We start from the raw sequence: 23721 nt of genomic DNA on the forward strand, positions 1-23721 counted from the left end.
CGTCCTCTCCTACCGGAAAAACCGTGTTTCCTTCCTATACTCTCAGGGCAAAAAGCCTTGCCAGCCATCAACTTGGCAATGCGCCACAAGACGCCCCCTGATGAGAATAAGGACGCTCCACCATGGAACAGAACAAGCCCGCCTTTCAGCTCAACCTGTTGCTATCCGTCATCACCCTGATCCTGCTGTCACTGGTTTTTTTCGCCTACAGCTGGGCCGGGAAACAGCTGGAAGAGAGCTATCAACAACAATATGTCTCCTACCTGCTGGCCGATGAGCTGCGCCAATCCTCCGATGACCTGACCCGACTCGGCCGCACTTACGTCATCACCAAGGATCCCGCCTACGAGCAGCAATACATGCGGATCCTGGCCATTCGCAACGGCGAACAGCCCAGACCCGAAGGTTATAACCGTATCTACTGGGACTTTGTCGCCGCCAACGGCCAAAATCCACGCCCCGACAGCAATGTTCGCCGCGGTCTGATCGATCTGATGAAAGATGCCGGTTTCACCGACGCGGAGCTCGCCAAGCTCAATGAGGCCAAAAACAACTCGGATGCGCTGGTCAACACCGAGGTCGCCGCGTTCAAGCTGGTGCAGCAGACGGATGGTGACCTGGTTGCCAACCAGCAAAAGGCCATCGCCATGATGCATGACAAGGCCTATCACCAGAACAAGGGGCGTATCATGTCCCCCATCGATGACTTCTACGTGATGATGGAAGGACGCAACCAGGAGGCGGTCGAGAGCGCCATCGCCACTACCGATATGCTGCGCTATCTCTTTATTGCCCTTGGTCTGGTTCTGATGTTCTTCCTCTGGCGCACCTATCGCTCCCTGCTCGATCTGGTGGGCACCTCGGTCGAACAGCTCAAGACCGATCTCCATCTGCTGGCAGAAGGGGACTTCTCGCGCCCCATCAAGGTACCGCAAGGATCGAAAGAGAGTCTGATCGGCCTGCTCGGCAGCATGCAGACTACCCTGAAAGGGATCATCGCCAAGGTCTCCCACTCCACCGAAGAGTTGTCCGACTCTGCCGACAGCATCGCCCAGATCGCCGAGCAGACCGCCCGGTTCGCCACCTCCCAGCAGAGCAGCACCCAGACCATGGCCGCCGCCATCGAGGAGCTGGTAGTGAGCATCAGCCACCTCTCCGACAACGCCACCCATGCCGACGAGCTCAGCAAGGTCTCCGCCAACACCCTGGAGGAGGGTTCCGGCGTCATTAAAGAGACTCTCGGTAGCATCGAGCATATCTCCACCACAGTAGGCGAGGCGGCCAGCACCATCTCCGAGCTCAACGGTCATACCCAGCAGATTTCGGAGATCATCGGAGTGATCCGCGGTATCGCCGATCAGACCAACCTGCTGGCCCTCAACGCGGCCATTGAAGCGGCGCGGGCGGGTGAACAAGGGCGCGGCTTTGCAGTAGTCGCCGACGAGGTGCGCAATCTGGCCAGCCGCTCAGCGGCCTCAACCCAGCAGATCACCGGCATGATCAGCAAGATCCAGAGCGGGGCGGATGCCTCCATCCGCAGCATGGAGAATACGGTCAACAACGTCTCCCGCGGGGTGACGCTGGCCAACCAGACCGGTGAGGCTATTGCCAGTATCCAGAGTCACGCCTCCAACCTCACCGGCCTGATGGGGGAGATCAGCCACACTCTGCGCGAGCAATCCACCGCCGCCAACGAGGTGGTCTCCACCGTGGGCAACATCACCTCCCTCTCCGAGCAGTCGGGGGATGCCGCCCGCCATGTGTCGCAAGAGGCGGCCAAGCTCAAGCAACTGTCACGGGTGCTGCGCCAGGAGATGGGGCACTTCAAACTTTAAAAAACGCTGCAAAGCAAAACGGCTGCCCGAAGGCAGCCGTTTTTTATGCGGGGTTACCCCTGCAATTGAGCATCCATCAACCACGCAGGGCGGCGATGCGCTGCTCGATGGGCGGGTGGCTCATGAACAGCTCGCTCATGGAGCGCTTGCCGTTGATACCAAATGCCATCATGGAGCCTTCCAACTGCGGCTCGGCACCGCGAGAGAGGCGCTCAAGGGCGGCAATCATCTTGTCACGACCGGCCAGCTTGGCGGCACCGGCATCGGCACGGAACTCGCGCTGACGGCTGAACCACATGACGATGATGGAGGCCAGAATACCGAACAGCATCTCCAGCACAAACACGGTGATCATGTAGGCAAAACCGCCACTGCTGCTGCTCTCTTCATCATTGTTGGAGCTGAAGAAGTTGCTGATAACGCCGGCCACGATGCGGGCAAAGAACATCACGAAGGTGTTCACTACCCCCTGGATCAGGGTCAGAGTCACCATGTCACCGTTGGCTACGTGGCTCACCTCGTGGGCCAGCACCGCTTCAGCCTCGTCACGGCTCATGCTGTAGAGCAGGCCGGAGGAGACAGCCACCAGCGAGTCGTCACGGCGGGCACCGGTAGCAAACGCGTTCATCTCGGGAGAGTCGTAGATCCCCACTTCCGGCATCTGGATCCCCGCTTCACGGGCCTGACGGGCCACAGTGCTCACCAGCCAGTGTTCGGTCTCGTTACGGGGTTGCTCGATGACCTGGACGCCATAGCTGCGCTTGGCCATCCACTTGGACATCAGCAAGGAGATAAAGGAACCGCCAAAACCGAACACGGCACAGAACACCAACAGGCCGGAAATGCTGGACTTGTTGATCCCCAGAACCGAGAACAGGATATTGAGCACCACCCCCAGCACCAGCATGACGGCCAGGTTGGTCACCAGGAATAGCATAATTCGCTTCATATAAACTCCTTGTGAAGATAAGAGACATGACCGGGGATCACTCGGGATCCCCACCTAGTCATGTTAATGTCGACATTCTAGGGAGCGTCGATGAATGTTCGCTGAATATGCAGTTACAGGAGCGGCGAGATATCGAGACGCCCTTGCAAATTGGCCTCAAGTGGATTGTTTATAAACGGAATTTCACCGAGGAAGGGGGCAGGCAGCAGGCCCCTGAGGGTGTCCAGATTTTCCTGATAATGGCTCATTGAACCATGGAGCCGATTAATTACCCAACCCGCTACCGGCAACTGATCGTTGCGAATGGCGGCAAAGGTAAGGAGCGCATGGTTGAGGCAGCCCAGCTTGGCACCCACCACCATAATCACCGCCATGTTCTCCTGTTTCACCCAGTCCGACAGCAGGTGCTGCCGGTCGAGCGGCAGATACCAGCCCCCCGCCCCCTCGACGATGGCAAGCTCGGCACCCGCCTGCTCGATCTTGCGCAGCCCTCCGCTCAACCCCTTCATGGTAATGGGCTGGCGCGCCTCGCTGGCAGCGATGTGGGGCGCGATCGGCGGTTCATAAGCAAACGGATTGACTACCTCGTAAGGCAGCGGCAAGCTCGCCGCCTCTTGCAACAGAACAGCATCGAGGTTGCGCAGCCCCTCAGGGGTGCGGGCACAGCCTGCAGAGACCGGCTTGTAACCGGCGCAGCGGATCCCCTGTGCGCTGAGCTCCCGCAACAGGGTGCGCGCCACCAGCGTCTTGCCCACATCGGTATCGGTACCGGTAATAAAAAATGATTTCATCCTGTACTCTCCTTGGCAGGAAAGGGCTCGCGGCACCCTTCCCTGTAATACTCAGGCCGGTTCAGCAAGGCTTGCCGAGATGGCCCAGACAGACCCGGTAGCTGGCCACCAGCTGGCCATCGGGCTGACGAAATGCTTCATATGCCTGAGCCAGCCGCTGTAATCTGGCACGGCCACTCAGTCCGGCGGGAGCACTGCGGGCCCCCTCGTCATTGATCTGGTTTGCCCCGATCCCCTTGAGATCGCGCAGCAGCTGCGGCAATTCAAGATAGGCGAGTTCCCAGGTGATGCAGCGCAATTCAGGGGCCGATATGCCTGCAGCAGCGAGCGCCTGCTCCAATTGTGGCAGGCTGAGGAAGCGGTTGACATGGGCACGGCCATCAACTTGCTGCCAGGCTGCGCGCAACTGCCAGAGCGAGTCGTCCAGCAGGGTGGCGAAGAAGATCTGGCCGCCGGGTTTGACTACCCGCAGCAGCTCGGCGAAGGCCTGCGCCGGTCGCTCACACCACTGCAGCGCCAGGCTGGAAAAGACCCAGTCGAACGCGTTATCCGCAAAGGGCAACTGCTCGGCATCACCACACACCAGCCGGGCGCCGCTGCCCCGCAGGGCCGCCTGCTCCAGCATGCCAGGAGCGAGATCCAGCCCGGTCAACTCGGCGCAGCGCGTGGCAAGGGTAGGCAAGAAGAAGCCGGTACCGCAGCCCAGATCCAACCCGCTCACCGTCAGATCAGTACCAACCGGTCTGTCCGGCATCAATTCGAGCAGCGCCTGACCCACCTCCTGCTGAAAGCGGGCGTGGGCATCGTAATGACGAGCTGCCGCGCCGAAACGGCGAGCGAGCTGCGCCTTGTCCACCGTTTGAAAACGCTCAGCCATGGCTAGCCTCCCCCAACCGTCGTCGCTGCAGGGCAGATCCCCAAGGCATCGAGCAGGCGATCCACATCCTGTTCGCGGTGAGCGGCACTCAGGGTAATGCGCAGCCGCGCCGTACCGACCGGCACCGTAGGCGGACGAATAGCGCTCACCCAGACGCCGTATTCACGCAACCGCTCGGCCAGTTGCAGCGCAGCACTGCTCTCCCCCACCAGCAGCGGCTGGATGGGGGTATCACTGGCCCCAAGCTGCCAGCCCAACCCCGCGGCCCCTTGCCGGAAGCGGGCGATCAGCTGACCAAGATGAGCACGAGCATCATCGGCGGCACGCACCAGTTCGATACTCTTGCTGACCGCACAAGCCTGCGCAGCGGGCATATGGGTGCTGTAGACATAGTGGCGGGCGAAGTTGACCAGATAATCAACCAGCTCGCGACTACCGCCGACAAACGCGCCAGCCACCCCGAGCGCCTTGCCAAAAGTGCCCATCTGGATGTGCACGCTGGCGGGTTCCACCCCTTGCGCCGCCAGGGTGCCGCGCCCCTCTGGACCCAACACACCGAGACCATGGGCATCGTCGATCATCAGCCAGTTACCGCTCTGGCCTGCCAATGCTGCAAGTTCAGCCCAGGGAGCCTGATCCCCATCCATGCTGAACACCCCCTCCGAAACAATCAGTCCGCGATTTGGCTCAAGCTGCCGTGCAAGGGCCGCCATATCGTTGTGGCCAAAGCGCTTCATCTTGCAGGGAAGCTGGCTGCCCATCTCCTGCAGGGAGGCGTGGTTGAGTTTGTCCTGCCACAGCAGATGCTCCTTGCCGAGCAGTGCCTTGAGCACTGCCTGATTGGCGGAAAAGCCGCAGTTGAACAGCAGCACCGCCTCCACCCCGAGCCACTCGGCCAGGGTCTCTTCCAGCTGCTGGTGAGCGCGGCTGTAACCGGTCACCAGCGGTGAGGCGCCGGAACCCGTGCCATAACGCTCAATCCCCGCTTTAAAGGCAACTTTGATGGCGCCGTGATCCGCCAGCCCCAGATAGTCGTTGGCGGAAAAGTTGAGGTATTCGCGCCCCGCTACCCTGAGGCGCCCGCCACTCGCCCCGTCGGTCGCGATGCGGTTGCGCAACAAATCAGCCTGCTTGCGCTCGGCCAGCGCTGCGCCCAATGTGAAAGGCCCTGTTACCGCAAGGCCGTTCATGACCGCACGGCCCCAACGCGGGGGCGGGTGGCGTCATAAAACATCTCGGCAGGCTCGCTCTGACGGCTCACCTCTGCCAGCAGCTCCTCTTCTTGAACCTGATCCGGCTTCTGGGCGCGCTGGGCGGGGCGAATGCCGAGCCGCTTGAACAGTTGCATGTCGCTGTTCTCGTCCGGGTTGGGGGTGGTCAGCAGTTTGCAGCCATAGAAGATGGAGTTGGCGCCCGCCATAAAGCACAGCGCCTGCATCTGCTCGTTCATCTTCTCCCGCCCGGCAGAGAGGCGCACGTGGGAGGCGGGCATCATGATCCGCGCCACGGCGATGGTGCGGATAAATTCGAACGGGTCGAGGTTCTCCTGGTTCTCCAGCGGCGTCCCCTTCACCTTGACCAGCATGTTGATGGGCACGCTCTCCGGGTGGCGCGGCAGATTGGCCAGTGCCATCAAGAGGCCCGCCCGATCCTTCGCCTGCTCGCCCATGCCGACGATACCGCCGGAGCAGACCTTCATGCCGGCGCCGCGCACATGCTCCAGCGTATCGAGCCGATCCTGATAGGTACGGGTGGAGATGATCTCGCCGTAAAACTCCGGCGAGGTATCGAGATTGTGGTTGTAGTAATCGAGCCCCGCGGCCCCCAGACGCGCCGCCTGATCGGCGGTGAGCATCCCTAGCGTCATGCAGGTCTCCATACCAAGCCCACGTACCTCCTCAATCATCCGGATGATGTAGGGCATGTCCTTCTCTTTGGGGTTGCGCCAGGCGGCCCCCATGCAAAAACGGGACGAGCCGTTGGCCTTGGCTTCGCGGGCCCGCTCCAGCACCTTCTCCACCTCCATCAGCCGTTCGGCCTCAAGGCCGGTGTGATAGCGGGCACTCTGGGGGCAATATTTGCAATCCTCCGGACAGGCGCCGGTCTTGATGGAGAGCAAGGTGCTCACCTGCACTTCGTTCGGATCAAAATGAGTACGGTGGACGCTCTGGGCCTGAAACAGCAGATCGTTGAATGGCAGAGCAAACAGGGCCTGAACCTCGGCAAGCGTCCAGTCATGACGAAGGGCGTGACCGCCCGCGGTGAGAGCATTCATACATGGCTTCCGGTTGTTATTAGTGGGATCCTGCGCCCGCCATCCTTGCAAAAGGTCTTTGCAAAAGCATGGGCGCAAAACCCGCCGCTGGGCTCGTGCGAATCGTGATGTGCGCAGAGCCAAGTGGCTGAAATTGTTGGCTAGTGTAGAGAGCCCGCGTAGACTGTCAACACCGACCAGATCAAACCAATTGACAACAGAACAACAAATGACCAATCAAGAATTCGACCTGCACCACGTCTGGCACCCCTATACCTCCCTCACCCATCCCCTGCCCTGCTATGAAGTGGCCAGCGCCAAAGGGGTGACCCTCACCCTCAGCGATGGCCGCGAACTGGTGGATGGCATGAGCTCCTGGTGGGCTTGCGTGCACGGTTATCAGGTGCCGGAACTGGACGCTGCGGCCACCGCCCAGCTCGGCAAGATGTCTCACGTGATGTTTGGCGGCCTGACCCACGCCCCGGCGGTCGAGCTCTGCCGCAAGCTGGTGGAGATCACCCCGACCGGGCTGGATCGGGTATTTCTGGCCGATTCCGGTTCGGTAGCGGTGGAAGTGGCGCTCAAGATGGCGCAGCAGTACTGGCACGCCAAGGGCACCCCAAAAGCCAAATTTGTCGCCCTGCGCAGCGGTTATCACGGCGATACCTTTGGCGCCATGAGCGTCTGCGATCCGGACGGCGGCATGCACGAGCTCTACAAGGGGTTCCTGCCCGAGCACCATTTTGTCGAAGCCCCGAGCTGTCGCTTCCACGCCGAGTGGGACGAGCAGTGCGTGGTGGAGCTGGCAACGCTGGTAGCCGATCATCACGAGGAGATCGCCGCCATCGTGCTCGAACCCATCGTGCAAGGAGCTGGCGGCATGCGCTTCTACCATCCCCGCTACCTGCAGTGGGTGCGCGCCCTGTGCGACGAGTTCGGTGTGCTGCTGATTGCCGACGAGATCGCCACCGGCTTTGGCCGTACCGGCCAGCTGTTTGCCTGCGACTGGGCCGGCATCACTCCCGACATCATGTGTCTGGGCAAGGCGCTCACCGGTGGCTATCTCACCCTCTCGGCGACCCTGACCACCGAGCATGTAGCCCGCACTATCTGTGACGGCAAGGCGGGGGTCTTTATGCACGGACCCACCTTTATGGGCAATCCGCTTGCCTGTGCGGTGGCCAACGCCTCCATCGATCTGCTGCTGGCATCGCCGTGGCAGGAGAGAGTGCGCGCCATCGAACACCAACTGCGTACCGAGCTGGTGGAGTTGACCCTCCACCCGGCAGTCGCTGACGTGCGGGTGCTCGGCGCCATCGGGGTGGTGGAGATGAAAGAGCGGGTGGATGTGGCGCGTATCCAGCGCAAATTCGTTGAGCTGGGCGCCTGGATCCGCCCCTTTGGCAAACTGGTCTACCTGATGCCCCCCTTCGTCATCACCCCCGAAGAGCTGCGGGTATTGACCGGCGCCATCAGCCGAGCGATTGCCGAGGGCGAGTTTTAAGGCAAACAGCGGGCGGCCATCTTGGCCGCCCATTTGACAACCTGCATTTGATGCATGGCGATGACAACTTTATCGTTCTTACTTACAAGAATGTGAACAAAGCACCAGACCTGAGTCGTTATGAGAGGTAAACTGCTGCGGTTTTACCATCAAGAAAGATTGCTCATGCGCCTCTCCATTGCTGCCAAAATCAACTTCTTCCTGCTCTTCATCTTCTCCATGGTTCTGGTCTTCTCTGCCGCTTATCAGGCGGTGCGCGAGCGCGATCTCATCCTGACTCTTATCAAGGAGCAGAGCCGCGAGCAGACTGAAGCCTATTTCGACGGTCTCAATATGTTGATGCTGACCGGCAAGATGGATGCCCGCGATACCCTGCGCGCCAAGTTTCTCAACCACGCCCATGTGGAGGATGCCCGCATCGTCCGTGGCGACGCGGTGAGCAAACAGTACGGACCTGGACGCGCGGCTGAGCAGAGCAAGGATGTGTACGATGAGCTGGCACTGGCAGGTAAAGGGAGTCTGGAGGTGGTCCACAACGGTATGCACAGCCGCCTGGTGGTGACCAGACCGCTGCTGGCCAGGAAGGATTTTCGTGGCACCGACTGCACCAGCTGTCATCTGGTACCTGAAAACAGCGTACTGGGGGCGGTGCGCTTCGACTACTCCCTCGATACCCTCTTTACCCGGGTCGAGCAGAACATCCTCACCTCGGCACTGATCCTCACCGGCATCTTCGGGCTGGGGCTGCTGCTGACCCTCTGGGTCATCCGCACCTGGATCGTGCGTCCCCTCAACCAGTTGACCCGCTCCATGGAGGAGGCCACCGATCTGCACGACTTCGGCCATCGGCTGGAGGGGGATGATGGCGACGAGATTGGCCGGGTGGCCGTGGCCTACAACCAGATGCTCGACAGCGTGGAGCGCCAGCTGGGCAAGCGCCCTGCCTGTGGCACGCGGGATAATCAGCAGACCTGCCCGCCGGGCAAGCCGCAGCGCTCAGAAGACTAGAGATAGTAGAAAAGCAGGCTGGAGATAAGCACAAGCAGCAGGATCGCCAGATGGACGTGACGGGCGTCCTCCCGGCGGCGATGGCGTTTGCGGCCGACGAATAGCGCCACCAGCGTCAACAGGCAGCAACCCCAGAGGCCGTGCAGCAACCAGGGGGTGAACACCGGGTCCCATCCGGCCCGCACCTTGGCACCGCCATAAACCAGAAACCCGTAGGCCACTTCGGGACGAGCATAGTGATAGAGCGAGAGCAGCACGATAAAACCGCTCCAGCAGAGCAACACCAACCCCTGCAACACCCGTGTCAGCCAATCGGGCCCATGCCGCCGATCTTTCACCCGCCTCTCCTGCATCCATAACACGCGTGTTGAGCAAACCACGCCGAAAACCCCACCAGAGTCCGACATTTTTGCTTGTTTATCAAACCTGCGCGGGTAAGATTGACGGCTTAGTCTGCCATGGTGGGCCATCTGTGCCCTGGCCAGACTCCCTCATGTTGCAAATAGCGCTGCAAGAACAAGCTGGAGACAATATTTCGATGACGCACGCATCCGTAGTTGATGTGCTGACCGGTAAACATGCGGTTGGCACCACCCAAACTGTAAAAGGGTGGATCCGGACTCGCCGTGATTCCAAGGCGGGGATCTCATTTTTGGCCATTTCCGATGGCTCCTGTTTCCATCCGGTACAGGCTGTTGTCCCCAATTCCCTGGCCAATTACGAGAATGAAGTGCTGCGTCTGACCACCGCCTGCTCCGTGGAAGTGACCGGTGTGGTTGCCGCCTCTCAGGGCAGCGGCCAGGCTTTCGAACTGCAAGCGACCGAGGTCAAGGTAGTCGGCTGGGTCGAAGATCCGGACACCTACCCGATGGCCGCCAAGCGCCACAGCATCGAGTACCTGCGTGAACAGGCCCACCTGCGCCCGCGCACCAACATCGTTGGTGCCGTGAGCCGCGTTCGTCACTGCCTGGCGCAAGCCATCCACCGCTTCTTCCACGAAGAGGGTTTCCTCTGGGTTGCAACCCCGCTCATCACCGCCTCTGACACCGAAGGTGCTGGCGAGATGTTCCGTGTCTCCACCCTGGATCTGGAAAACCTGCCGCGCACCGACGCAGGCAAGGTGGACTACAACGAAGATTTCTTTGGCAAAGAGTCGTTCCTGACCGTATCCGGCCAGCTGAACGCTGAAACCTATGCCTGTGCCCTCTCCAAGGTCTATACCTTCGGTCCGACCTTCCGCGCCGAAAACTCCAACACCAGCCGTCACCTGGCCGAGTTCTGGATGGTTGAGCCGGAAGTGGCCTTCAACGATCTGGCTGACAACGCCGCCCTGGCCGAAGCCATGCTGAAGTACGTCTTCAACGCCGTACTGGCCGAGCGTCGCGATGATCTGGAGTTCTTTGCCCAGCACGTCGACAAAGAGGTCATCGAGCGTCTTGAGCGTTTCGTCGCCTCCGACTTCGCCCAGATCGACTACACCGACGCCATCGAAGTGCTGAAAAACTGCGGCAAGAAGTTCGAGTTCCCGGTCTCCTGGGGTATCGATCTCTCCTCCGAGCACGAGCGCTATCTGGCCGAGGAGCACTTCAAGTCTCCGGTGGTAGTGAAGAACTACCCGAAAGATATCAAGGCCTTCTACATGCGCCTCAACGACGACGGCAAGACCGTGGCCGCCATGGACGTACTGGCTCCGGGGATCGGCGAGATCATCGGTGGCTCCCAGCGTGAAGAGCGTCTGGACGTGCTGGACGCCCGCCTGGCCGAGATGGGGCTGAACAAGGAAGATTACTGGTGGTACCGCGACCTGCGTCGCTTCGGTACCGTGCCGCACTCCGGCTTCGGTCTGGGCTTCGAGCGTCTGGTAGTCTACGTAACCGGTATGGGCAACATCCGCGACGTGATCCCGTTCCCGCGCACTGCACGCACCGCCGAGTTCTGATCTGCGGCACCTTGCCACTGCATCTTGAAAGCCGACTTCAGAGTCGGCTTTTTTATTGCCCCCTTTATGGGTGATACTCAGAACCAATCGGCACAAGGAACGCGTCGCCCATGGGATATCGCCTGCTTCTGGTACTGTTATTACTGCTCTTCCCCCTGCGGCTGCTAGCCGATCCGGTCCGGCTGACCACCTTAGAATGGCCCCCCTACACCAGCCAGAGCCTGCCCGATGGCGGCCTTATCGGCCATATCGTCAAACGCGCCTTTGCCGAAGCGGGACTGCAGGTGGAGTTCGACTTCTACCCCTGGCAACGGGCAATGTGGCTGGCCGCCGACCCCAACCAGCACTACAGCGGCTACTTCCCCAAGTATTTCGCCGATAATCTGGACAAGCGATGGCATATGTCCGCTAGTGTGGGTAATAGCGAACTGGGTATGGCGCAGCAAGCAGGCCCCCTGATCCGGTGGCAGCGACTCGAAGAGCTCGCCCCCTACCGGATCGGCGTAGTGGCAGGCTATATCAACACCCGTGAATTTGATGACCTGATGACCAGCAAGCGCCTCAACACCTTTGCGGTTGATGAGGATCGGCTCAATCTGCGCAAATTGCAGCGCAACCGGCTTGATCTCGCCGTCATCGATCGGGATGTCTTCTACTGGCTGCTCCGGCACGATAGCAAACTCAATCCGGCTGCATTGCAATTCAACCCGAAGATCCTCGAGCGCAAGAGCCTGCATATCATGTTTCGCCCCGATCAACAGGCTCTGCAACAGCGGGTGGCCAACGCCATCACCAAACTCGATATTGCACAGTTGAGCGAGGATTATCAGCGCCGCTACCTGCAAATGCCGCCCGCCGCCAAATAACCAGTACACTGAAGTGACAGCTTGCGAGTAAAGAAGCTATGAACACCCTGTTTTTGGCGATCTTCTCCTGTGATTTCGCCCTTTTTCACCCCCGCGTCGGTGGCTCGATGAGCCACCCCTTTGGATGAGATAATGACTCAATGGTGTCTCTTCGAGTGATACCGGACGGCAGCAAAATTGTTTATTTTGTCAGTAAGTGGTTTTTAAGTGGTTTAATCAAAAATTCATCGAGTTATTGAAGTAACTCAATTTTTTCACTAATACGGGGGAGCAGAATAGCAACTAACCCTTTTGGGCTAACTAACACAGACAATGACAATTCATGGTTCAGGCTACCCGCGGCAACATGGGTTGAATCACACGAGGTAATGGAATGATCTTGATGGAATTTTTGGTGGTACTCGGCTGCTTGCTGCTGGGTACCCGCTTTGGGGGCATGGGACTTGGTCTCATCAGTGGTATCGGTCTTTTCCTGCTGACCTTCGTCTTCGGCCTGGTGCCGGGCGAACCGCCGGTACAGGTGATGCTGACCATTCTGGCGGTGATCGGCTGTGCCGCCACCCTGCAGACTGCCGGTGGCCTCAACCTGATGATGCAAGTGGCCGAGCGCCTGCTGCGCCGTCACCCGCAATACATCACCATTCTGGCGCCGCTGACGACCTGGACCCTCACCTTCCTGTGCGGTACCGGTCACGTGGTCTACACCATGTTCCCCATCATCGCCGACATCGCGCTGCAGAAGAACATCCGTCCCGAGCGCCCGATGGCCGTCGCTTCCGTTGCCTCCCAGATGGCAATCTGTGCCTCCCCGGTCTCCGTTGCTGTGGTCTCCATGGTCTCCATTCTGGCTGCCGGTCACGGTATCGGTCAGGCCTATGGCCTGCTCGACATCCTGATGGTTGCCATCCCCTCCTCCCTGACCGGTGTGGTCATGGCTGCCCTGTGGAGCCTGCGCCGCGGCAAGGATCTGGATCAGGACGAAGAGTTCCAGGCCAAGATCAAGGATCCGGAACAGCGCGCCTTCATCTATGGCGGCGGTGAAACCCTGCTCAACACCAAGTTCCCGAAAGAGGCCTACTGGTCTACCTGGATCTTCTTCGCCGCCATCGCTGCCGTGGTACTGCTCGGTGCCAACGAAGGGCTGCGTCCGGTGTTCACCATCAAGGACAAGACCGGCCCGCTCTCCATGAACCTGGTGATCCAGATGATGATGCTGATCGCCGGTGCCATCATCCTGATGCGCTGCAAGGTCAAGCCGGGTGATATCTCCAATGGCGCGGTCTTCAAGGCCGGCATGGTCGCTATCTTCTCCGTATTCGGGGTTGCCTGGATGAGCGAAACCTTCTTCCAGGCCCACATGCCGCTGCTTAAAGAGACCCTGGCCCACGTGGTACAGGCTCAGCCCTGGACCTACGCGCTGGTGCTGTTCCTCATCTCCAAGCTGGTGAACAGCCAGGCCGCCGCCCTGACCGCCATCGCCCCCATGGGTCTGGCACTGGGCGTGGAGCCGAAACTGCTGATCGCCTTCCTGCCAGCCAGTTACGGCTACTTCGTGCTGCCGACCTACCCGAGCGATCTGGCCTGTATCGGTTTTGACCGCTCCGGTACCACTCGCATCGGCAAGTTCATCATCAACCACAGCTTCATCATTCCGGGGCTGATCGGGGTGAGCAGCGCCAGTGCCGTGGGTTATCTGCTGACCACCATTTTGCTGTAATCGCAGCGGCGTTTATCACGTCCTTGCTCAACGGGCCCCATCGCGGGCCCGTTGTTTTTTTGCGTTACGATTGACCCATCCGCTTTACCTGCGCCCCCGCCACTGGGTAGCATGCCCCCTCGTTCACCACCGGATCTCCCCTATGTCTCGCGTCATCCTGCTCTGGAGCGGTGGCAAAGATGCCATGCTGGCTCTCTATCATGCCCGCGAAGCAGGTCATCAGGTGGTGGCACTGGCCACCTTTGCTCCCCCTGCGCCCCGGTTTCTGGCTCACCCCTTGCCGCTGGTGCACCGTCAGGCGGCGGCCCTCGGGCTACCTCATCAGCTGGTCACCATCGAAGCGCCGTTTGAGCAGAGCTATGAGACGGCGCTCAGCCGCTTGCAGCAAGAGTGGAACCTCGACGGCGTGGTGACCGGCGATATCGACAGCGTGGGGGGCGCGCCAAACTGGATCCGCGAGCGCTGCCGCACGCTCGGGCTAACCGTCCACACCCCGCTCTGGCAGCAATCTCGCCAAGCCTTGCTGGCCGAGATGCTGACACGCGGCATCGTCGCTCACCTATCCTGTGTCGACACCCGGGTGCTGGCCCCCGAGTGGGTCGGACGCACGCTGGATGCCGCCACCCTCAGCGATCTGCAGCAACTGGCCGAGCGCGAGGGCTTCGATGCCTGCGGCGAGCAGGGGGAGTACCACACCATGGTGACCGACGGCCCGGGATTTGCAGCCCCGCTACGCCTCGATGACTGGCGGGTGGTGCGCCAGGATCATCTGGCCTATCTGGCCGAGCCGCAGGGGTAACGGCCTCAAGCCAGCAGCCCACTCGCTCAGCGCGCGAAAAATCGAGATAAAAAAAGCGGGAGGCAATAGCTTCCCGCTTGGGTTTGACCGGGCCAATTTTGAACGGGCCAATAACGACCCGAACAAGGGATAAACCGGCTTATTTTGCCAGCTTGCCCAGCACCCGCTGCAGCAGGCGGATGCGCGGCTCGATGCTGTCGAGCAGCAGGAATTCGGCCTCCGAGTGGAAGCCGCCGCCCATGGGGCCGAAGCCATCCAGCGACGGTACGCCAGCAGCGGCGGTAAAGTTGGCATCGGAGCCGCCACCGGCCTCCAGCCAGTTGAAGGTGATCCCCTCCTCTTTCGCTGCCGCCGCCACCAACGCCATCACGGCCTCGGTGTCGCCATTGGGGCGCATCGCAGGCTTGAAGGTCTGGCGATCCACCTCGACCCGGCATCCCACGAGGAAGGGATTGTTGGCCATAAAGGTGAGCCGGTCGTGCACCGCTGCCGCCTCTTCGTTGCTCCAGAAGCGCAAATCCACGATCGCCTCGGCAAAGTCCGGCACCACATTGACGCCGGTACCGCCCTGTACCACCCCGACGTTCATGGTGGTGCCCGTGGTCATGTTGACCTGCTCATTGATGGCCAGCACCCAATGCGCGAGCTCGGTAATGGCGGAGATCCCCTCGGTCAGGGCCGAGCCTGCGTGGGAGGCTTTGCCGTGGAAGGTGATGCGATACTTGGCATTGCCTTTGCGGGCGCTGATGAGGTCGCCGTTCGGGCGCGCCGCTTCAGCCACCAGCACGCAGCCGCTCTGTTTGGCCTTCTCGACCAGCCAATCCTTCGACCAGGGGGAACCGACCTCCTCGTCGCAGTTGTAGCAGACCAGCACCTTGAGCTTGGCCAGCAGGGCGGGATCCATCTCTTTCAGGGCATACCAGAGAGAGAGCAGGCCGCTCTTCATATCCGACACGCCGGGGCCAAAGGCTTGATTGCCTTCGATTTTAAGCGGGCGCTTGGCTGCGGTTCCCTCGGGGAAGACAGTATCCATGTGGCCACACAGCATCACGTCGTAGTGCTCGGCGCCCGGTGCATTGGTGATCTCGAGGCAAGGGCCGCACTCGGCGGCGAACTGGTGACGGGTCACCTGCCAGCCGATGGCCTCATATTTCTCGGTCATGATGTCGGCCACTTTCGCCACCCCGGCCGGGGTGCGGGTGCCGCAATCGAGATTGATAAGCGGGGCCAGGTCGGCCAGATAGGTATCGAGGGAAAACGGGCGCTTGAGGTTGGTCATTATCTTCTCCATGAAACAATCTGCGAAAAAAGCAGCTTGTTTTTGCAACAATGCGGAACGGCGGGCTGTCACCCCCGCCTTGCCAACAGCGGTCAGCCAGCCCGAACCGGGTGGCCGACCGCCCTGTAAATCACAGCTTTTACATGAACAGCAGATAGTTGAGGGTCAACGCCGTCACCAGCGCCCCCGCCATGGGCACGCAGGTGCGCTTGACCACCACGAAGGGGGAGACCTTGGCGATACCCGCACAGGCGATCAGCACCGCCGCGATGGGGGAGATGGAGCGACCGATGCTGGAGGCAAGCTGCATCGGCAACAGCATGGTCACCGCAGGCACACCAAACTTGGCCGCCACCGCAGGTGCCAGGGTCGAGAAGCTCAAGAATGCCGCATTGCCGGAGCCCATGATAACCGCAGCCACCATGATCAGCGCCACCATTACCAGCGTCATCAGGCCGCTGCCGATACCGGCATTGCTGGCAGAGTGCAGCAGGGTATCGATGGCGCCGATGGCCTTGAGGGATTCGGCAAACAGCTCGGCACAGACGATCAGCGCCACCACAGGGCCAAACACCTTGCCCATGCCGTCGAGGAAGCTGGAGAGCCCTGCCATGGCGGTACGCACCGAGCGGCTACGCAGCAGCTCGCACAACATGCCGATAAAGACCGACAGCAACATGGCCACCTCCACGCTCATCTTGATGTCACTCACCAACAGCTTGGAGAAGGTCATCATCAGCACGAAGGGGATGATCGGCAGCAGGGCATACCAGGTGGGCGCCTGCACGCTCTCGGCGCCCTGCTCGTCCAGCTCGGCATGCTCACCGCGATGCAGGGCAGGATCCCAGCCATCCTTGCGGTCACAATGCCGCTGCCAGAAGAAGTGCAGCACCATGGTCACCAGCAGCATGGGGGCCACCAGCCAGATCTGGTAGTCAACGAAATAGCTGGTCGGATCCATGCCGGATTGACCGGCAGAGAAGATGGCATTGGTCTGGGTCGGGCCGATTTCGAACGCCTGTGAAGTGGCGATGACGCCACAGGCGGAGGCCGGGCTGATGCCGAGGTTGCGCATCACCGGATACATGGTGACCATCAGCAGCAGGCCGAGGCCGGTGGCGGAGGTGACGAACAGGGAGACGAATACCGCCACCAGATAACAGATGGCGAGCATCAGGTAGCTGGACTGGATACCCGCCACCGGTTTGACCGCCACCCGTACCAGCGCCTGAGAGGCACCGATATGGGACATATAAGTGGCAAAGCCAGCCACCGCCATAATGGTGAGGCCGAGGCCCGCCGCACGGTAGGAGAAGATCCCCTTGAACACCTCAAACAGGTCGAACAGGGCGAAGCCAGTGCTCTTGTCAGCGGGGAGGATCGGATGCAGCCCCAGCCAGTAGGCCACCGCGAAAATGGCCATGCCCGCCAGCGCCAAAACCGCCTGCGGGTTGTAATCCTTGATAATGCCGTAGACCACGGCAACCAGTACAAGCAAGACGAATAAAAGTTCCAATATTCACTCCTGATAAATTTATCGAAGAGCGAAATCTAGTGTTCTGACCACGGTTTGCCTTTGATCCCTATCAATAAAGATGCCGTCACCGGGCTCCATTAGCATAATATGTCGGCCATGTAACAAATTTTCACTTTTTTAACTGCTGAACACCGGGTGCCAGCGGCAATTAGGGAATTCTATGAGGTGACCGCCCTCTTTTTTGCGTTGGATCAACATAAGCGGGGCCTGAAGCCGCCAAGATGCGCATCGACATATAGCGACCATTTCGCGCCGGAGAGAGTTATGACAAGCCAAGCCACCGCAGGTGTCTCGACCTGCGACTACAAGCTGTGGGACATCCTCGTCGAGTCTGCAAAGGAACGCACTACCATTCGTTACTCCAAACTGGCCAAGCAGGCTGGACTGGAACAGTGCCAGGATGAACTGCGCACTCTGCTGCAACGGATCCGCATGTACTGCACCGAAAACAACCTGCCGATCCTCTCTGCCATCGTGGTAGACGACGTGGGTAAATACACTGGCCTCTCCTCCAGCCTGCCGGATGCACCCTGGGAACGGGCCCGGGTCTTTGACCATGAGTGGACCACCCTGCACTGATCAAGGTGCCTGAATATTCTGACCAAAACGCGCCCACTGGCGCGTTTTGGTTATCTGGTGTTTGCCCCCTTGCCGTTTTCTGCCCCCGCCCCCCACCGGTCATACCCACCTCTGCACGCTTGACCATGACCGCCCAAGCGCCGTTCAGGTGCGACCCGTCGCGGTAAAACCCGCGAGCCTGACCATCAGCGTTGCCATGAGATCGCCACAATGCCAGAATCAGGCCCTTGCACTGTTTTCATTCGGATTTTCGGGCCCTTGCCCACGGCATGCGCCCACAAGAGAAGGACTCCCCATGGCCACCACCCTCTATGGCATCAAGAACTGCGACACCATCAAGAAAGCCCGCAAGTGGCTGGATGAGGCTGGCATCGACTACCGCTTTCACGACCACCGCGCCGACGGCCTGAACCCGGACGATCTCGACCGCTGGCTGGCCAATCTTGGCTGGGAAGCGCTGCTCAACAGCCGCGGTACCACCTTCCGCGCTCTGCCGGATGAGGCCAAGCAGGGGATCGACACCGCCAAGGCGCGTGCCCTGCTGCTGGAACATCCGGCAATGATCAAGCGCCCGCTGCTGGACCGTGATGGCGAGCTGACCCTGGGTTTCAAGGCTGATCACTACCAATCCCTCTTCTCCCGTTAAGGACAACTAAGGACAACTGATGTCGGATGTCATCGCACTGGCCAAGGATCTGATCCGCCGCCCCTCCGTTACCCCGCTGGATGAAGGGTGCCAAACCCTGATGGCGGAGCGCCTCGCCAAGCTCGGGTTTGTCATCGAGCCCATGGTGTTTGAGGACACCACCAACCTCTGGGCCCGCCGTGGCAGCGAGGGGCCACTGTTCTGCTTCGCCGGTCACACCGACGTGGTGCCCGCCGGACCGCTGGACAAATGGCACACCCCGCCGTTCGAGCCGACCATCAAGGATGGCATGCTCTACGGGCGCGGCGCCGCCGATATGAAGGGTTCGCTGGCCGCCATGGTGGTGGCGGTCGAGCGCTTCGTGGCCGAGCATCCGGATCACGCAGGGTCGATCGCCTTTCTCATCACCTCCGATGAAGAGGGGCCTTTCATCAATGGCACCACCCGGGTGATCGACACCCTGGAGGCGCGTAACGAGAAGATCCGCTGGTGCATCGTCGGCGAGCCCTCCTCCACCGCTGTGGTTGGCGATGTGGTGAAGAATGGCCGACGCGGCTCCATCACCGGCGATCTGCTGGTGCGCGGGGTGCAGGGTCATGTGGCCTACCCCCATCTGGCGGACAACCCCATTCATAAAGCAGCACCAGCACTGGCGGAGCTCGCCGCGACCGTGTGGGATGAGGGCAACGCCTACTTCCCCCCCACCAGCTTCCAGATAGCCAATATTCAAGCGGGCACCGGCGCCTCCAACGTCATCCCGGGCGAACTGCAGGTGCAGTTCAACTTCCGCTTCAGCACCGAACTGACCGACATGGAGATCCGCGAGCGGGTCGAGGCACTGCTGGATAGACATGGTCTGGATTACCAGTTGAGCTGGACCCTCTCCGGCCAGCCGTTCCTGACCGACACCGGCGCGCTGCTCGATGCGGCCGTGGCAGCCATCGAGGCAGTCAATTGCCAGCAACCGGCCCTGCTCACCACCGGCGGCACCTCGGACGGGCGCTTTATCGCCCCCACTGGCGCCGAAGTGATTGAGCTTGGCCCGGTCAACGCCACCATCCACAAGGTGAACGAGTGCGTGAAGGCGGACGATCTGGATCTGCTGGCCGACATGTACCAAGGGGTGCTCGCGAGGTTGCTGGCATGACCCAGGAGCAACTGCTGGGGTTGGATGAAGGTCACCTCATCCTTGTGGGGCAAGGCCCGCACCGGCTGACGGCCGCCACCGCGGCCGCCTTCAACGACATGCAGGTGGCCGCAGCCCACGCCGGTTTCAACCTGCAACCGGCTTCCAGCTGGCGCAGCTTCGATCGCCAGCTCGCCATCTGGAATGGCAAGTGGCGCGGTGAGCGGCCACTGCTCGATGCCAACAGCCAGCCCATCGACGCCCTGCAGCTGAGCGACGAGGCACGGCTGCACGCCATCCTGCGCTGGAGCGCCCTGCCGGGCACCAGTCGCCACCACTGGGGCACCGATCTCGACATCTATGATCCGGACTCTCTGCCCGCTGACACCAAGCTGGCGCTGGAACCGTGGGAATATGAAGAGGGGGGCTGGTTTGCCGACCTGAGCGAGTGGCTCAGCGACCATATGGGGGATTTCGGCTTCTTCCTGCCCTATGCCAAACCGGTTGGTGCAGGCAGCGGCGTCGCCTACGAGCCCTGGCATATCAGCTTCGGGCCCGAGTCCCGTGCGCAACGGCTCGACCCGACGGAGCTGGCACTTTGCCTGCAACAGGCGGATATTGAAGGCAAGGCGACCATTCTGGCCAATCTGGACAAGATCCTGGCCCGTTACGTCACCACCTCTTCTGACGAAAGGAAAATCCCATGAATCTCTGGCTATGGATAGGGTTGCCGCTGCTGTTCCTGCTCGGGCTGTTTCTCAATGCCATCAAAGACATGAAACGACTGGAGAAGCAGTTGCCCAACTACAAGGACAAGATCCGCGAAGTAAAGGATGACGAGGACGACTGATCTCTCTTCATCCCGAGGGGAGTGCCCTTGCGCTCCCCTGACCCTCTTCTGTTTCGCCCCGTAGCCCCCCACTGACACCTCCCGGATCACGCTGAGATCGACGCTCCTTTGACACCCGTTTTGTGAATCCGGTCACGGTCAGAATATGGCGCGACAATGGCAAAAAAAGGGGCAAAAAATGTAATAAAGTGCAAATTGATGCACAAATAAGCCACACAAAGGGCTATTAACTGCATATAATGTGCCTACTTTTCCGTTAGTCAGAAAGGAGTTCGCACTTGGATGCCGTCACCATCAACAGTTTCTTTTTTGTCGGTGCCCTGTTGGTTGGAGCCAGTGTCCTGCTAAGTGCGCTCTCTTCCCGTCTCGGTATTCCCATTCTGGTCATCTTCCTCGCCGTCGGCATGCTGGCGGGGGAGGATGGCCCCGGCGGCATCCACTTCGCCGACTACTCCATCGCCTATCTGGTGGGCAACCTGGCGCTCGCCATCATCCTGCTCGACGGCGGCATGCGCACCCGGGTCTCCTCGTTTCGGGTCGCCCTCTGGCCCGCCCTATCGCTGGCCACAGTCGGGGTGGCTATCACCACCGGTCTGACCGGGCTCGCCGCCGCCTGGCTGTTTGACCTCAATCTGCTGCAGGGGATGCTGATCGGCGCCATCGTCGGCTCCACCGATGCGGCAGCGGTCTTCTCCCTGCTCGGCGGGCGCAGCCTCAACGAGCGGGTCAGCGCCACTTTGGAGATCGAATCGGGTAGCAACGACCCCATGGCGGTCTTTCTCACCGTCACCCTGATCGAGGTGCTGGCCAGCAGCCAGCAAGGGCTGCACGCCGGTTTTCTGCTGCTGCAACTGCTTCAGCAGTTTGGCCTTGGCGCCGGTATCGGCCTGGCCGGTGGCTGGCTGCTCTGGAAACTGATCAACAGTGCCCGCCTGGCACCGGGCCTCTATCCGTTGCTCACCGTCAGTGGCGGTCTGCTCATTTTCGCCCTTACCACCGCGGTGGGTGGCAGCGGCATTCTCGCCATCTATCTGACCGGTCTGTTGCTCGGCAACCTCTCCCTGCGCAGTCGCAGTACCACCTTGTCGGTGCTGGACGGTCTGACCTGGCTCAGCCAGATCGGCATGTTTTTGGTGCTGGGGCTACTCGCCACCCCCCATCAGTTGCTGACCATCGCCCTGCCCGCGCTGGCGCTGGCGATGTGGATGATCCTGTTTGCCCGCCCCGTCTCGGTCTGGATCGGGCTGCTGCCGTTCAAGAACTTCGCCCCGCGCGAGCGCTGGTTTATCTCCTGGGTTGGTCTGCGCGGCGCGGTGCCGATCATTCTGGCGGTCTTCCCCATGATGGCGGGGCTGCCCAACGCCCAGCTCTACTTCAACGTCGCCTTCTTTGTGGTGCTGGTCTCGCTGATTTTGCAGGGCAGCTCGCTGCCGCTCGCCTCCAAGCTGGCCCGGGTGGAAGTACCTGCCCCCCCCTCGCCCATCACCCGCTCCGGGCTCGAGATCGATCTCGACAGCCAGTGGGAGACCTTCGTCTACCAGCTGGGGGCCGAGAAGTGGTGCATCGGCTCACCGCTGCGGGATCTCAAGATGCCTGCCGGCACCCGGGTCAGCGCCCTGTTTCGCGGCCGTGCACTGCTTCACCCCTCGGGCAGTACCTGCCTGCAGGCGGACGATATCCTCTGTGTCATCGGCCACGAGCGCGACCTTCCCGCCCTCGGCCAGCTCTTTAGCCAGGCGCCGGAGCAGGATCTCGGCCCACGCTTCTTCGGTGACTTCCAGCTGGAAGCGGCAGCGCGACTGGTGGATCTCGCCCCTATCTACGGGCTGGATGTGAGCGAGGTGGCGGATCAGACGCTCGGCGATTTTATTGCCAGCCAGCTTGGCGATAATCTGGTAGTCGGTGACCACATCGAATGGCAGGGTCTGATCTGGACCGTAGCCGAAATGGATGAGAGCATTCCCGTCAAGATCGGGGTACGTTTTCAGGAAGAGGACCCGGTCTGACGACCGGCCCGTATCAAGTCCCCAGCAAGAAGGGAGAGCGTTATGCCATATCAAAGTTTGCTGTCCGGCCCCCTGCCCCCCGCCACCAATCTGGGGGTTATTGAAGGCTTTTTTGGCAAGGGATGGAGCTGGCAGGCCCGTGCCCGCTACGCCCAGTGGCTGCCGCGCCACGGCTACGGCTTCTATATCTACGCCCCGAAAGAGGATGGCTACCTGCGCAAACACTGGGCCCTCCCCTGGCCAGAACAACAGCTGGCGGATCTCGCCGAGCTGGCGCGCCAGTGCCGGGCCAACGGGCTCGCCTTCGGGGTAGGCTTAAGCCCCATGGGGGCGCATCACGACTACGAGCGCAAGCGCCCGGCACTGCTCGAGAAGGTGCGCCTGATCGACGAGATGCTGCAGCCCGACATTCTGGCGGTGCTGTTTGACGACATGAAGGGGGATACCCCGGACCTGGCCCGGCACCAGCTCACCATCGCCCACGACATTGCGGCCCACAGCAAGGCGAGCCGCCTCATCTTCTGCCCCAGCTACTACTCGACCGATCCGGTGCTGGAGAAGGTGTTCGGCGCCATGCCACCTCGCTATCTGGAGGAGATTGGCGAGCAGCTCGACCGCCGCTTCGAGATCTTCTGGACCGGCCCCAAGGTCTGCTCGACCGAGTATCCGGCGGTGCACCTCAAGCAGGTGACCGAACTGCTCGGCCGCAAACCCTTCCTGTGGGACAACTACCCGGTCAACGATGGCAGCAAGGCGAGCAGCTACCTCTATCTGCGTGCCTTCGAAAACCGCCCCGCCGAGCTGGCGGAGCTGGTCGCGGGCCACGCGGTCAACCCGATGAAGCAGGCGGCGCTATCGGCCCTGCCGCTCGCCACCCTGCCGATGAGCTACAAGCTCGGCAAGCAGTATGATCCCGACAAGGCGCTGCACGCCTCCCTCAACGCTACCTGCGGCCCGCAGATCTCGGCAATGATTGAGGCCGACCTGCCGCTGTTTCAGGATCTGGGGCTGCCCCGGCTCACTCCCGAGCAGATTGCCGCCCTCAAGACGCGCTACCTGCCGTTTCGCGATCAGGCCTGCGTCGACGAAATCGTGCGCTGGCTGGACGGGGAGTATGTGTTTGACCCCGACTGCCTGACCGATTAAATCGCCCTGCGGG

Annotated in this window: 22 protein-coding genes; 14 read left to right on the forward strand and 8 right to left on the reverse strand. The window is 60.9% G+C overall.

The genetic code is table 11. The features are described 5' to 3' along the window. Positions 1-122 precede the first annotated feature (122 nt). Positions 123-1835, forward strand: a complete 1713-nt coding sequence (locus ACE1BR_RS12565) for a methyl-accepting chemotaxis protein (protein ID WP_374870738.1) — start codon at positions 123-125, stop codon at positions 1833-1835. Between the two features lie 76 nt (positions 1836-1911). Here ACE1BR_RS12565 and htpX read toward each other — a convergent pair whose 3' ends face one another. The 5 genes from htpX to bioB form a co-directional block, all read right to left on the reverse strand. Further along, complete coding sequence (htpX, locus tag ACE1BR_RS12570) at positions 1912-2784, reverse strand: protease HtpX (protein ID WP_374870740.1); 873 nt, start codon at positions 2782-2784, stop codon at positions 1912-1914. 113 nt (positions 2785-2897) lie between these two features. Continuing rightward, a complete protein-coding gene (bioD, locus tag ACE1BR_RS12575) occupies positions 2898-3575 on the reverse strand; it encodes a dethiobiotin synthase (RefSeq protein ID WP_374870742.1) in 678 nt (225 codons plus the stop codon). A gap of 61 nt (positions 3576-3636) precedes the next feature. Continuing rightward, a complete protein-coding gene (bioC, locus tag ACE1BR_RS12580; RefSeq protein WP_374870744.1) occupies positions 3637-4452 on the reverse strand; it encodes a malonyl-ACP O-methyltransferase BioC in 816 nt (271 codons plus the stop codon). A gap of 2 nt (positions 4453-4454) precedes the next feature. Continuing rightward, positions 4455-5642 carry an 8-amino-7-oxononanoate synthase gene (bioF, locus tag ACE1BR_RS12585; protein ID WP_374870746.1) on the reverse strand — a complete coding sequence of 396 codons (1188 nt, stop codon included), beginning with the start codon at positions 5640-5642 and terminating at the stop codon, positions 4455-4457. Further along, the gene (gene bioB / locus ACE1BR_RS12590) at positions 5639-6727 is read right to left on the reverse strand and encodes a biotin synthase BioB (RefSeq protein ID WP_374870748.1); all 1089 of its coding nucleotides are present in this window, start codon (positions 6725-6727) and stop codon (positions 5639-5641) included. The genes bioF and bioB overlap by 4 nt, the downstream gene beginning before the upstream one ends. A gap of 208 nt (positions 6728-6935) precedes the next feature. Between bioB and bioA the strand changes: the two genes are divergently transcribed. Both bioA and ACE1BR_RS12600 read left to right on the forward strand, forming a co-directional pair. Next, on the forward strand, positions 6936-8210 hold the full coding sequence (gene bioA, locus ACE1BR_RS12595; protein WP_374870750.1) for an adenosylmethionine--8-amino-7-oxononanoate transaminase: 1275 nt from the start codon (positions 6936-6938) through the stop codon (positions 8208-8210). A gap of 165 nt (positions 8211-8375) precedes the next feature. Further along, positions 8376-9218 carry a HAMP domain-containing protein gene (locus ACE1BR_RS12600; RefSeq protein ID WP_374870752.1) on the forward strand — a complete coding sequence of 281 codons (843 nt, stop codon included), beginning with the start codon at positions 8376-8378 and terminating at the stop codon, positions 9216-9218. On the opposite strand, the gene ACE1BR_RS12605 is transcribed toward ACE1BR_RS12600, so the two are convergent. Further along, positions 9215-9571: a hypothetical protein gene (locus ACE1BR_RS12605; protein WP_374870754.1), complete on the reverse strand. Its 357-nt coding sequence runs from the start codon at positions 9569-9571 to the stop codon at positions 9215-9217. The genes ACE1BR_RS12600 and ACE1BR_RS12605 overlap by 4 nt on opposite strands. 185 nt (positions 9572-9756) lie before the next feature. Between ACE1BR_RS12605 and asnS the strand changes: the two genes are divergently transcribed. From asnS to ACE1BR_RS12625, 4 genes are all read left to right on the forward strand, one after another. Further along, positions 9757-11157, forward strand: a complete 1401-nt coding sequence (gene asnS, locus ACE1BR_RS12610; RefSeq protein ID WP_374870756.1) for an asparagine--tRNA ligase — start codon at positions 9757-9759, stop codon at positions 11155-11157. A 110-nt stretch (positions 11158-11267) separates the two neighbouring features. Beyond that, on the forward strand, positions 11268-12023 hold the full coding sequence (locus ACE1BR_RS12615; protein WP_374870758.1) for a substrate-binding periplasmic protein: 756 nt from the start codon (positions 11268-11270) through the stop codon (positions 12021-12023). Positions 12024-12396: 373 nt separating this feature from the next. Next, on the forward strand, positions 12397-13740 hold the full coding sequence (locus ACE1BR_RS12620) for an anaerobic C4-dicarboxylate transporter (protein ID WP_374870760.1): 1344 nt from the start codon (positions 12397-12399) through the stop codon (positions 13738-13740). Positions 13741-13882: 142 nt separating this feature from the next. Continuing rightward, positions 13883-14539 (forward strand): diphthine--ammonia ligase, encoded by a 657-nt coding sequence (locus ACE1BR_RS12625; protein ID WP_374870762.1) that lies wholly within the window; start codon positions 13883-13885, stop codon positions 14537-14539. Between the two features lie 139 nt (positions 14540-14678). Here ACE1BR_RS12625 and ACE1BR_RS12630 read toward each other — a convergent pair whose 3' ends face one another. Continuing rightward, positions 14679-15818, reverse strand: a complete 1140-nt coding sequence (locus ACE1BR_RS12630) for a M20 family metallopeptidase (protein WP_374870764.1) — start codon at positions 15816-15818, stop codon at positions 14679-14681. Positions 15819-15957: 139 nt separating this feature from the next. Continuing rightward, a complete protein-coding gene (gene dcuC, locus ACE1BR_RS12635) occupies positions 15958-17334 on the reverse strand; it encodes a C4-dicarboxylate transporter DcuC (RefSeq protein ID WP_374870766.1) in 1377 nt (458 codons plus the stop codon). Positions 17335-17619: 285 nt separating this feature from the next. Between dcuC and ACE1BR_RS12640 the strand changes: the two genes are divergently transcribed. The 7 genes from ACE1BR_RS12640 (at position 17620) to ACE1BR_RS12670 (ending at position 23708) form a co-directional block, all read left to right on the forward strand. Further along, positions 17620-17934 (forward strand): hypothetical protein, encoded by a 315-nt coding sequence (locus ACE1BR_RS12640; RefSeq protein ID WP_266134434.1) that lies wholly within the window; start codon positions 17620-17622, stop codon positions 17932-17934. Positions 17935-18229: 295 nt separating this feature from the next. Continuing rightward, entirely contained in the window at positions 18230-18580 is a 351-nt protein-coding gene (locus ACE1BR_RS12645; protein WP_374870768.1) for an ArsC family reductase, read from the forward strand. A gap of 19 nt (positions 18581-18599) precedes the next feature. Then, complete coding sequence (gene dapE, locus ACE1BR_RS12650; RefSeq protein ID WP_374870770.1) at positions 18600-19727, forward strand: succinyl-diaminopimelate desuccinylase; 1128 nt, start codon at positions 18600-18602, stop codon at positions 19725-19727. Beyond that, positions 19724-20413 carry a M15 family metallopeptidase gene (locus ACE1BR_RS12655; RefSeq protein ID WP_374870772.1) on the forward strand — a complete coding sequence of 230 codons (690 nt, stop codon included), beginning with the start codon at positions 19724-19726 and terminating at the stop codon, positions 20411-20413. Before dapE ends, ACE1BR_RS12655 begins: the two co-directional genes overlap by 4 nt. Further along, positions 20410-20556, forward strand: coding sequence for a hypothetical protein (locus tag ACE1BR_RS12660; protein WP_005337933.1), 147 nt, complete (start codon positions 20410-20412; stop codon positions 20554-20556). The genes ACE1BR_RS12655 and ACE1BR_RS12660 overlap by 4 nt, the downstream gene beginning before the upstream one ends. Positions 20557-20834: 278 nt before the next feature. Then, positions 20835-22562, forward strand: coding sequence for a potassium/proton antiporter (locus tag ACE1BR_RS12665; RefSeq protein WP_374870774.1), 1728 nt, complete (start codon positions 20835-20837; stop codon positions 22560-22562). A 42-nt stretch (positions 22563-22604) separates the two neighbouring features. Next, positions 22605-23708 (forward strand): beta-N-acetylglucosaminidase domain-containing protein, encoded by a 1104-nt coding sequence (locus ACE1BR_RS12670; RefSeq protein ID WP_374870776.1) that lies wholly within the window; start codon positions 22605-22607, stop codon positions 23706-23708. The last annotated feature ends 13 nt before the right edge of the window (positions 23709-23721 follow it).

It is taken from the genome of Aeromonas sp. MdU4 (assembly GCF_041929505.1).
In the GTDB taxonomy this organism is placed as follows: Bacteria; Pseudomonadota; Gammaproteobacteria; order Enterobacterales; family Aeromonadaceae; genus Aeromonas.

Coding starts and splice junctions, on each gene's coding strand:
- ACE1BR_RS12565 (WP_374870738.1), top strand. CDS start 123: ATGGAACAGAACAAGCCCGCCTTTCAGCTCAACCTGTTGCTATCCGTC.
- htpX (WP_374870740.1), bottom strand. CDS start 2,784: ATGAAGCGAATTATGCTATTCCTGGTGACCAACCTGGCCGTCATGCTG.
- bioD (WP_374870742.1), bottom strand. CDS start 3,575: ATGAAATCATTTTTTATTACCGGTACCGATACCGATGTGGGCAAGACG.
- bioC (WP_374870744.1), bottom strand. CDS start 4,452: ATGGCTGAGCGTTTTCAAACGGTGGACAAGGCGCAGCTCGCTCGCCGT.
- bioF (WP_374870746.1), bottom strand. CDS start 5,642: ATGAACGGCCTTGCGGTAACAGGGCCTTTCACATTGGGCGCAGCGCTG.
- bioB (WP_374870748.1), bottom strand. CDS start 6,727: ATGAATGCTCTCACCGCGGGCGGTCACGCCCTTCGTCATGACTGGACG.
- bioA (WP_374870750.1), top strand. CDS start 6,936: ATGACCAATCAAGAATTCGACCTGCACCACGTCTGGCACCCCTATACC.
- ACE1BR_RS12600 (WP_374870752.1), top strand. CDS start 8,376: ATGCGCCTCTCCATTGCTGCCAAAATCAACTTCTTCCTGCTCTTCATC.
- ACE1BR_RS12605 (WP_374870754.1), bottom strand. CDS start 9,571: ATGCAGGAGAGGCGGGTGAAAGATCGGCGGCATGGGCCCGATTGGCTG.
- asnS (WP_374870756.1), top strand. CDS start 9,757: ATGACGCACGCATCCGTAGTTGATGTGCTGACCGGTAAACATGCGGTT.
- ACE1BR_RS12615 (WP_374870758.1), top strand. CDS start 11,268: ATGGGATATCGCCTGCTTCTGGTACTGTTATTACTGCTCTTCCCCCTG.
- ACE1BR_RS12620 (WP_374870760.1), top strand. CDS start 12,397: ATGATCTTGATGGAATTTTTGGTGGTACTCGGCTGCTTGCTGCTGGGT.
- ACE1BR_RS12625 (WP_374870762.1), top strand. CDS start 13,883: ATGTCTCGCGTCATCCTGCTCTGGAGCGGTGGCAAAGATGCCATGCTG.
- ACE1BR_RS12630 (WP_374870764.1), bottom strand. CDS start 15,818: ATGACCAACCTCAAGCGCCCGTTTTCCCTCGATACCTATCTGGCCGAC.
- ACE1BR_RS12640 (WP_266134434.1), top strand. CDS start 17,620: ATGACAAGCCAAGCCACCGCAGGTGTCTCGACCTGCGACTACAAGCTG.
- ACE1BR_RS12645 (WP_374870768.1), top strand. CDS start 18,230: ATGGCCACCACCCTCTATGGCATCAAGAACTGCGACACCATCAAGAAA.
- dapE (WP_374870770.1), top strand. CDS start 18,600: ATGTCGGATGTCATCGCACTGGCCAAGGATCTGATCCGCCGCCCCTCC.
- ACE1BR_RS12655 (WP_374870772.1), top strand. CDS start 19,724: ATGACCCAGGAGCAACTGCTGGGGTTGGATGAAGGTCACCTCATCCTT.
- ACE1BR_RS12660 (WP_005337933.1), top strand. CDS start 20,410: ATGAATCTCTGGCTATGGATAGGGTTGCCGCTGCTGTTCCTGCTCGGG.
- ACE1BR_RS12670 (WP_374870776.1), top strand. CDS start 22,605: ATGCCATATCAAAGTTTGCTGTCCGGCCCCCTGCCCCCCGCCACCAAT.